This window comes from Agathobaculum butyriciproducens (genome assembly GCA_003096535.1).
Lineage (GTDB): Bacteria > Bacillota > Clostridia > Oscillospirales > Butyricicoccaceae > Agathobaculum > Agathobaculum butyriciproducens.
On record QEKJ01000037.1, the window covers coordinates 1 to 2,500 of the forward strand.

At 51.8% G+C, this 2,500-nt stretch carries 1 rRNA gene (cut by a window edge); it reads right to left on the reverse strand.

Annotated elements, in window-relative coordinates:
* Nucleotides 1-20 precede the first annotated feature (20 nt).
* A 23S ribosomal RNA gene (locus C7386_RS12905) occupies nt 21-2,500 on the reverse strand (it continues 363 nt past the right edge of the window).

Genomic DNA, 2,500 nt, shown 5'->3' on the forward strand with positions numbered 1-2,500 from the left:
TTCGAGGTTACCTAACATTTAAGGTCAAGCCCTCGGCCTATTAGTATCAGTCCGCTCCATACATTACTGCACTTCCACTCCTGACCTATCAACCTTGTAGTCTACAAGGGGCCTTACTCCCGAAGGATGGGAACACTTATCTCGAGGGGAGTTTCACGCTTAGATGCCTTCAGCGTTTATCTCGTCCGTACTTAGCTACCCAGCTATGCCCTTGGCAGAACAACTGGTGCACCAGCGGTACGTCCATCCCGGTCCTCTCGTACTAAGGACAGCTCCTCTCAATATTCCTGCGCCCGCAACAGATAGGGACCGAACTGTCTCACGACGTTCTGAACCCAGCTCGCGTACCGCTTTAATTGGCGAACAGCCAAACCCTTGGGACCGAATTCAGCCCCAGGATGCGATGAGCCGACATCGAGGTGCCAAACCTCCCCGTCGATGTGGACTCTTGGGGGAGATCAGCCTGTTATCCCCAGGGTAGCTTTTATCCGTTGAGCGACGGCATTTCCATTCACATACCGCCGGATCACTAACTCCAACTTTCGTTACTGCTCGAACCGTCATTCTCGCAGTTAGGCTCGTTTATGCGTTTACACTCAGTGCACGATTTCCATCCGTGCTGAACGAACCTTTGAGCGCCTCCGTTACTCTTTTGGAGGCGACCGCCCCAGTCAAACTGCCCACCTGACAGTGTCCCCCGACCAGATTCATGGTCGCAGGTTAGAATCCCAATATCCCAAGAGTGGTATCCCAAGGTTGACTCCATAAACGCTGGCGCGCTTACTTCCAAGTCTCCCACCTATCCTGTACATGGAATACCGAGATCCAATATCAAGCTACAGTGAAGCTCCATGGGGTCTTTCCGTCTAGTTGCGGGAAACCGGCATCTTCACCGGTACTACAATTTCGCCGGGCGGGCTGTTGAGACAGTGCCCAAATCGTTACGCCATTCGTGCGGGTCAGAACTTACCTGACAAGGAATTTCGCTACCTTAGGACCGTTATAGTTACGGCCGCCGTTTACTGGGGCTTAAGTTCGCACCTTCGCTTGCGCTAAGCACTCCCCTTAACCTTCCAGCACCGGGCAGGCGTCACCCCCTATACGTCATCTTTCGATTTAGCAGAGAGCTGTGTTTTTGCTAAACAGTCGCTTGGGCCTTTTCACTGCGGCCTGCTCTCGCAGGCGCCCCTTATCCCGAAGTTACGGGGCCAATTTGCCGAGTTCCTTAACAACCCTTCTCCCGTTGGCCTTAGAATACTCATCCCATCTACCTGTGTCGGTTTGCGGTACGGGCACCTTAGTATACACTAGAGCTTTTCTCGTCTCTCACGCCGTCTACTTCCCTACTAAATTTCGGTCCCTTACGCCCGGGGCAACCATCGCCCGGGATAGACTTAATGAAAGCGTCCCTCTAGCTTAAATGTTCGGTGGTTACGGAATTTCTACCGTATGTGCATCGCCTACGCCTTTCGGCCTGAGCTTAGCTCCCGACTAACCTTGGGCGGACGAACCTTCCCCAAGAAACCTTAGATTTTCGGCCATTATGATTCTCACATAATTCTCGCTACTTATTCCGGCATTCTCACTCGTATGCAGTCCACCAGTGCTTCCGCTCTGACTTCGCCCCGCATACGACGCTCCCCTACCCAATGCATTACTGCAATGCCTAAGCTTCGGTTGAACACTTAGCCCCGTTACATTTTCTGCGCAAAACCACTCGACCAGTGAGCTATTACGCACTCTTTGAATGAGTGGCTGCTTCTAAGCCAACATCCTGGTTGTCTTCGCAGTTTCACATCATTTTCCACTTAGTGTTCATTTGGGACCTTAGCTGTAGATCTGGGCTGTTTCCCTTTTGACTATGAGACTTATCTCACACAGTCTGACTGCTATTCATCAATTATCCGGCATTCAGAGTTTGATAGGCTTTGGTAACCTCGCGGCCCCTAGACCATTCAGTGCTTTACCTCCGGTAATCTAAAATAACGCTAGCCCTAAAGCTATTTCGGGGAGAACCAGCTATCTCCGAGTTCGATTGGAATTTCTCCGCTATCCACAAGTCATCCCCGGCTTTTTCAACAGACGTGGGTGCGGCCCTCCACGGTGTCTTACCACCGCTTCAGCCTGCTCATGGATAGGTCACCCGGTTTCGGGTCTAATACCTGCAACTTCATACGCCCTTTTCAGACTCGCTCTCGCTGCGGCTCCGGAACTCCAGTTCCTTAACCTCGCTGCAAATATTAACTCGCCGGACCGTTCTACAAAAAGTACCCGATCACACTTTAACGTGCTCTCGGTGCTTGTAGGCACAAGGTTTCAGGTTCTTTTTCACTCCCCTCCCGGGGTACTTTTCACCTTTCCCTCACGGTACTGCTCCACTATCGGTCACTGAGTAGTATTTAGGCTTGGAGGATGGTCCCCCCATCTTCCCAGCGGGTTTCACGTGTCCGCTGGTACTCTGGATACTGCTAGCACTCAATCCTTTTCACTTACGGGGCTA